We start from the raw sequence: 6201 nt of genomic DNA, 5'->3' as shown, positions 1-6201 counted from the left end.
TGTCCATTCGCATTCGGTGATTCATAGTTCAAAACAAAGGTATCTCCGACCGCTTTAATATCCGCTGTCATGAGCAGCACATGGGTCGTGCTCTTACGAAAAGCTTGGATATTCGCTGTTGTCGGGCTCTTTCCCTTCTCTACCGCAACCGCCGATGAAGGCAGGCCAAAGCTGTAATGCCAGCGCTGTGCTTGCTCTTGATAGAGCAGTTCCGGCAGCTTCTGACCCGGGTTTTTATCCCATCCATTCGTGGTCGAACTGCCGATATAGGTCCGATTTCTTCCTTATAGTTATACGATTACTGTCTACTTAATTAAGACAAGGTCAAATGTCTCCATTCTCTATAGCTACAAATGAAAGCTCCTTCTTTAAAAATCTCTTGAATATCTCGCTTTCCATCTTAACTACGTTCTTTACATACATAGATTTACCAGGAACTGAAAATTATTCAGAGGTAAATTCTTCAAAAGCACTTTTAGGTAACTCTACTGCTTTACCATCAGCAGCAGGAGAACATGTAGCAGTCTCCCTAGAAGCCTTCGTTGGTTTAGGCTGATCTGAGCAAACTGCATTCTTTCTAACTAGCCATCCAGCCGTTTGATACTTTATCTTAGTCTGCGCCTTCTGATTTATGGTAATGTAAATGAGGTCGCCCTCTTTAACTCCGTATTCTACACCTATATTTGTGCTATCGATGTCGTATGCGGATACAAAACGTACACCTTGTCTTTGTGCGTCTAAATCTGCCCCCGTTACAGCAGCTTGTACATTATCTATTCCAACAGAGGAATTAAGAGTGGTTGCTAGAATGACTATAAGAAGAATATAAGGAAATAGCTTCTTCAATTGATATTTCAACTCCTAATTAGTTGTAGTCAGAATCGAGTACTTGTATCTGCCTTTAACAAACATGTTCTCACCAGAAGTCATTTTGGTATTAGCATACTGCATGTTACCAAAGTTGGAGTCTACACCTACATCACTATAGCCACCATACCATACTCCTAATTTCAGTTTGAAAGAGTCGGAAGACGGAGAAACATCATAGTTATCAATGAAAGTTTGGGCAGAGTCAGTAGCGTTGATAATCATGAACTTAAAATAAGTTTTGACAATTGTCCTGCCGTTTTCACTTCTAACCATAGAGATTTCAGGATCAGCATAACCTTTCGCGATTACTTTATTCTTCTTAACCCACTTCACGTAACCAGAGATAACCTCTTTATCCATAGCGGTGTAATAACTACCTCTATCTACCATATGAGAAATAATAGAATTCGTGAAAGTAGTTTCACTAATGGTTCTATAGTCAATATTTAATTGGGTAGCGTAGTATTGACGAATTTCTTCCGACCACATATCCATGTATTTCTTTTCAGTGTACTCATTATTTTGAGACATGAAATTCTTATTAGTCCTGGCACCCTTTATAGGTTTAATGTTATAGAAGTAACTAGGTAGATCAGACAGTTTGTTCCACTCAGTAGAAGCTTCGCCACTCAGTTGACGTCCCCAAGGCGTTACCTTCACTGTACCTGCCGCTACCTTAGCAATGAACGCAGTATCACTTACAAGTACTGAATGAGCCGCTTGATCGAAACTTACTTTCGATTCCATAGCCTCACTCACAAAACGAAGAGGGACCATTGTACGACCTTCGAACATTTCTGCAGCTGTATCCAACTCAATCATAGTTGAATCGATACTTACAGTCTTCGAACCAACTGGAAGCGTGATGTTCTTACCTTTGTACTTGATTCCTACGGTTTTTGTAGCGACGTCCCATGTCACATCCCCACCTAATTTCTCCGACACAAATCGAACGGGAACCATCGTTCTTCCATTCGTGTCGATATAGGGCTCCGTATCTGGAAATTGAACCTTGTGACCATTAACAATGATAGGTAAGATACGAAGATCTTTCCCCGGGGATGCCATCACTGATGTTCCACCGATCACCATGCTGACCGCTACCATTGCTCCAATAATCTTCTTATACATCGTTTCATCTTCTCCCTCATAATATGTTTGGTTTTCCGTTTCTTAATTGGAATCGCTAACGAATTGACATTCTTCCAAATGTCACCTCTACTGTCTATATGTAATTCCTTCCAAACATTGACTACGACAATTTTAGCACATTATCCCTATTTCATACACATAATAACGACAAATGTCGGGACTATTCGACTAATCATTTCCTTTAAAATTAAGTTTAACTGGAGGATATAGGATTACATTAGCCTTTCTACTTCCTATGTTTTCAAAATAAGGTATACACGCATGAAATAGATTAAATATACTTATCATTCACAGAGTGTACTGACATGTTTGAAGTAAGTTAACTATCCAGAAATATATTTTGACCTTTTCCTAAATAGAGGAGACCAAGAAAATCTGTATAAACAATCATGGAAGGCGTTATTATGAGAGAGAAATAATACAATTCATCATCAAAGCTTTTACTGCACCGTAATCATCGTTGCAAGTGTCAATTGTGTTGCGGACAAAGTCCTATTCTTTGCATAACGCTTTTCTAAAGTAGTCGTACTACCTATCTCGAAAGATGCGATTTTTTCTATCTCAGTAACACTATCGTTATATGATATATTACAGGTGCGAGTAATTTTGAAAAAACCGAAGATAACAAAGGTAACAAAAAACAGGTCAATCATGGTGGTATCTGACCATAATCGACCTGTTCTATGTAACGCTTTAGCGTTACTTAAGTTATACCTTTCAAGCATTGCTGTACGTACAAACGAAATGGCTAAATCGTTATACGTTTATTACATGGGTTATATGTGTTATTGGTTGAATGATTGATTCATTCGGCACTGGGTAGCCCCACTACCAAAAAAGGAAACATACACCAAAATCATTGAATTTTATTTTTTATTATATTGATATAGCCTTGACACGTTTCCTTCTGTTCATCGAACATCCAAATATCCGCTAAATCTATTAAGCCGTTCTTTTCAACGCTTTCAATCATTCTGTCTAATTTACTCTTATATGCAGAGAGTATTTCCGAACTAACAGATGATAACTTCTCCATTAATTCTATTGAATCAATATCAGCATAGAAAGGTGTATTCTGTTCATCAATCCTTTCAATAATTTCAAACGTCGCTAAATCTGTAAAAACATCCTGTCTGATACAACGAATCAAATCAAAATTCGATAAATCGCACAGACACTTTCCTGTAATTCCCAAGTGCCATACAGGTAGTGACATATCAGAAAATTGTGTTGCATTTTGTACTAAACTTTCATATTCTTCATTAGTCAAATACTCTTTTAATGTCTTTTTTCTATTAATCATATACATTACTCCAATCATTATTTAGGTGGAAACACTCCGCCATGTGAATTAAACATAATCTCAATTTTTTCCATTGTAGCGTTTACCTCATTAAACTTAGATGTGTAAAGTTGTCGAAGTTCAGCATCTAAATTAGGATTTTTAAGCATCCCTTCCCAACTTCTTTTTAAATCAACTAAACCACGATATGCATCAGAAACTTCTTGAGCATGATCATAATAGCCTCCACCTGGTTTTGGAACAGGGTCGCTATCTAAGTCTCTCTGTGCTCCTTTTAAATCCATTTTGGTTAAATGCGAGTATGTTCTTTCCTGTTGATTCAATGTAGCTCTCTGACTAGTGTGATTTTAGATTTTGCAACATCTGATAAGTCATTAACACTTGAGATTATCTTGCCACCTTCACCCATCCCCCTCAATCTCTCTACCTTTCTCAGAAGGTTTGTCAAACGGCTTTTCTACCGATTGGTCAGGCTTCGGATTCGTAGGAGTACCACCATTTCCTTGGCCGGTAGCACTCTCTGGTTTATCCTTATTTCCTTTACCCGGTAGTCCAGGGATTTTTGGTACTACTCTTGAAAACACCAATCCTGCAAACAGCACACCTATATAATAACCTTTTTTACTCGGCCCTCCTTCAATGAAATCGTTAAACGTCCACATCGCTTGTGAGAAGCCGTCCTTAGCTGCACCAATCGGATCCTTGACCACATTTACGATACCATCTTCCATGTCTTTATAGAGTGCTTTGACTGTTTGGATCGGATGGCTCGCCGTTTGGCTTACGATATCCACAAGCCCTAGTAGACTGCTTTCCATTGCGTAGGCGAATCCCGTTTCGAAGCTACGACCCATGTAGGCCTCTTTATTAGATCTTTCTCCCTCTTTTTTGCTCTGCTCCGCTTGTATAATCCAATCGCGTTGCTCTTCCTCACTTAGACGACCAAACCTCCCTGCCATCAAACGCTTGTAAACCTCAGGATCATTTCGATTTAAGACATCTTCATCTATAATCCTATTATCGTAATTAGGGTACTCGAAACGTGGCTGCTCATCGGCGCCCGTCCCTGTTTGCTGCAGTGGACCACTCGCTGGTTGAAATCGCTCGATAAACGTCTCCAACCACTCGAATGCCAAACGTAGTGTCAAGGCCAGCAAAACGAGTTGCTCTTTTCCTTTTTCAGCATCACTCGCCGCTCGTGCCATGCTTGCATATCTTGCTTCTATCTCTCTGCGAAGGGCCTGTGCCTGCTGCGCCAACGTTTGTTCTAGACCGCTATGCTGCTCCTGCGCACCATGGACGAAGGTATTCAGTTCCCTCAGTTTCTGATCCAGCTCCCGCATCCGCTGTGCCGTTCGATCCAGCCTCGACCGGATGCTTCTTCTGGCTCCAATGAAGGAATCGACTTGATACACCGTCGAAGACAAGCTGCCATTAAGCTGCGAGCATTTCTGCATGCCCTGGCTCAGCTTCGGCTTGGCGGCTTCGATGGCATTCAAGTCTATTCGAATCATCGACAAGTCCCACACCGTTCCATCCTTTTGTTACAAAAAACAGGTCAATCATGGTAGTATCTGACCATAATCGACCTGTTTAATGTAACCGAATAGCGTTATTTAGGGTATAAAACTCAAGCGTTGATGTGCATAGAACCAAAATGGAGAAAACTTTATACGAGTATTACATGGGTTAAGTGTGTTATTGGTTGGATGATGGCTTCATTCGGGCTGGGTAGCCCCATCCAAAAAAAACTGGAAGTCATTCAAAAAAAGTTCAGGTTTATGACTCACGTTACGGAATTCAAAACCACTTGTATGCGCTGTGCCAACTTTTCTTTCTCAACATCAGATAGCTGTTCATCTTGAATGCTGTCTAATGTAAACCCCTTTAATTCATCTATAAAACTCGTGCCTTTTATTTGTTGCGTCAAATTATGTCGCAATAAATTTTCAGCTAATGTTGTATACACCACAATTTTTTCACTTATTGTATTTTTGCAATCACGCTCAAAACGTTTGACTACTTCATCAACAACCTCTTTTTCATCTCTATCCTTAAAGTTGATTTCACCAAAATACGTATTAACTTCGTCTGTTAATTCTTCGTAGCACCAACATACCCTCGGATAGTAGTCTGACGGCATTGCTTCTAATTGTATAAGTACTTGCTTCTTACGCGAGAAGAAGTCATTATATTGCTCCTGTGTAAGTTCATGTTCCTGTTTAATTAACATATTATTTATATTTGATATCGTTTCTACCATATAAGTCTTGAATGTATTGGACGCTTTAGAATGTGAAGCTAAAATTTCAGCAATTATTACACTTATGATCAATTTATCTGACTCGCTTTTTTTCATTAACATATCATACTCATTAAATGTTCGTGCAACTGCCTCCTTTCTACTCACTTTTTCATCATTTACATATTCATTATACGTCTCATATATATATTCTGAATATTCATCACAGCTATAAACCATGTATACAACCTCCGAAATTTACTATTTTGAAGTTTAAGGTAAGATAGGTGTATCACCATTATGCAGTACTTCAACTTTAATATTAGGATAGTCTTTTTGAAATTGCTGAATGATATTATTGCAACTACCACATGTATCCTTTTCTGTGAACAGTCTAATTGTTCCTGCCGCATCTTTATTACCGCCTAATTTATGACCTTGCTCCGAATAGATGGACACAAAGAAAACCTCTATAATAAATCATGGAGGGGTTCATATGGGACAACGGAAGAAATTTGACAAGGCATTTAAGGAGCAGGTAGTCCTGCGTATATTGGCTGAAGAAACAACAGCCTCCGAAACAGCAAAGGAACTAGGCGTGCATTATACAACGGTTAAAGACTGGGTAAAGTTG

8 protein-coding genes are annotated in these 6201 nt (G+C 39.1%); 1 reads left to right on the top strand and 7 read right to left on the bottom strand.

What is annotated here, in order from left to right:
- Nucleotides 1–444: 444 nt before the first annotated feature.
- The 7 genes from FGT79_RS30415 to FGT79_RS30385 form a co-directional block, all read right to left on the bottom strand.
- Nucleotides 445–846, bottom strand: coding sequence for a hypothetical protein (locus tag FGT79_RS30415; RefSeq protein ID WP_138756564.1), 402 nt, complete (start codon nucleotides 844–846; stop codon nucleotides 445–447).
- 15 nt (nucleotides 847–861) lie between these two features.
- Entirely contained in the window at nucleotides 862–2001 is a 1140-nt protein-coding gene (locus tag FGT79_RS30410) for a copper amine oxidase N-terminal domain-containing protein (protein ID WP_138756563.1), read from the bottom strand.
- A gap of 877 nt (nucleotides 2002–2878) precedes the next feature.
- The gene (locus tag FGT79_RS30405; protein WP_246096707.1) at nucleotides 2879–3325 is read right to left on the bottom strand and encodes a hypothetical protein; all 447 of its coding nucleotides are present in this window, start codon (nucleotides 3323–3325) and stop codon (nucleotides 2879–2881) included.
- Nucleotides 3326–3342: 17 nt separating this feature from the next.
- Nucleotides 3343–3648 carry a polymorphic toxin type 28 domain-containing protein gene (locus FGT79_RS30400; protein ID WP_138756562.1) on the bottom strand — a complete coding sequence of 102 codons (306 nt, stop codon included), beginning with the start codon at nucleotides 3646–3648 and terminating at the stop codon, nucleotides 3343–3345.
- A gap of 78 nt (nucleotides 3649–3726) precedes the next feature.
- The gene (locus tag FGT79_RS30395) at nucleotides 3727–4839 is read right to left on the bottom strand and encodes a hypothetical protein (RefSeq protein ID WP_138756561.1); all 1113 of its coding nucleotides are present in this window, start codon (nucleotides 4837–4839) and stop codon (nucleotides 3727–3729) included.
- 272 nt (nucleotides 4840–5111) lie between these two features.
- Entirely contained in the window at nucleotides 5112–5807 is a 696-nt protein-coding gene (locus FGT79_RS30390) for an Imm3 family immunity protein (RefSeq protein ID WP_138756560.1), read from the bottom strand.
- A 33-nt stretch (nucleotides 5808–5840) separates the two neighbouring features.
- The gene (locus tag FGT79_RS30385; RefSeq protein ID WP_246096706.1) at nucleotides 5841–6026 is read right to left on the bottom strand and encodes a deaminase domain-containing protein; all 186 of its coding nucleotides are present in this window, start codon (nucleotides 6024–6026) and stop codon (nucleotides 5841–5843) included.
- Between FGT79_RS30385 and FGT79_RS32710 the strand changes: the two genes are divergently transcribed.
- On the top strand, nucleotides 6019–6201 hold a 183-nt coding region (locus tag FGT79_RS32710), incomplete at its 3' end, for a transposase (RefSeq protein WP_138756559.1). The genes FGT79_RS30385 and FGT79_RS32710 overlap by 8 nt on opposite strands.

Origin of the sequence: Paenibacillus sinopodophylli (assembly GCF_005930355.1) — a bacterium.
Lineage (GTDB): Bacteria > Bacillota > Bacilli > Paenibacillales > Paenibacillaceae > Pristimantibacillus > Pristimantibacillus sinopodophylli.
This window is presented reverse-complemented; position numbering and strand designations above follow the sequence as displayed.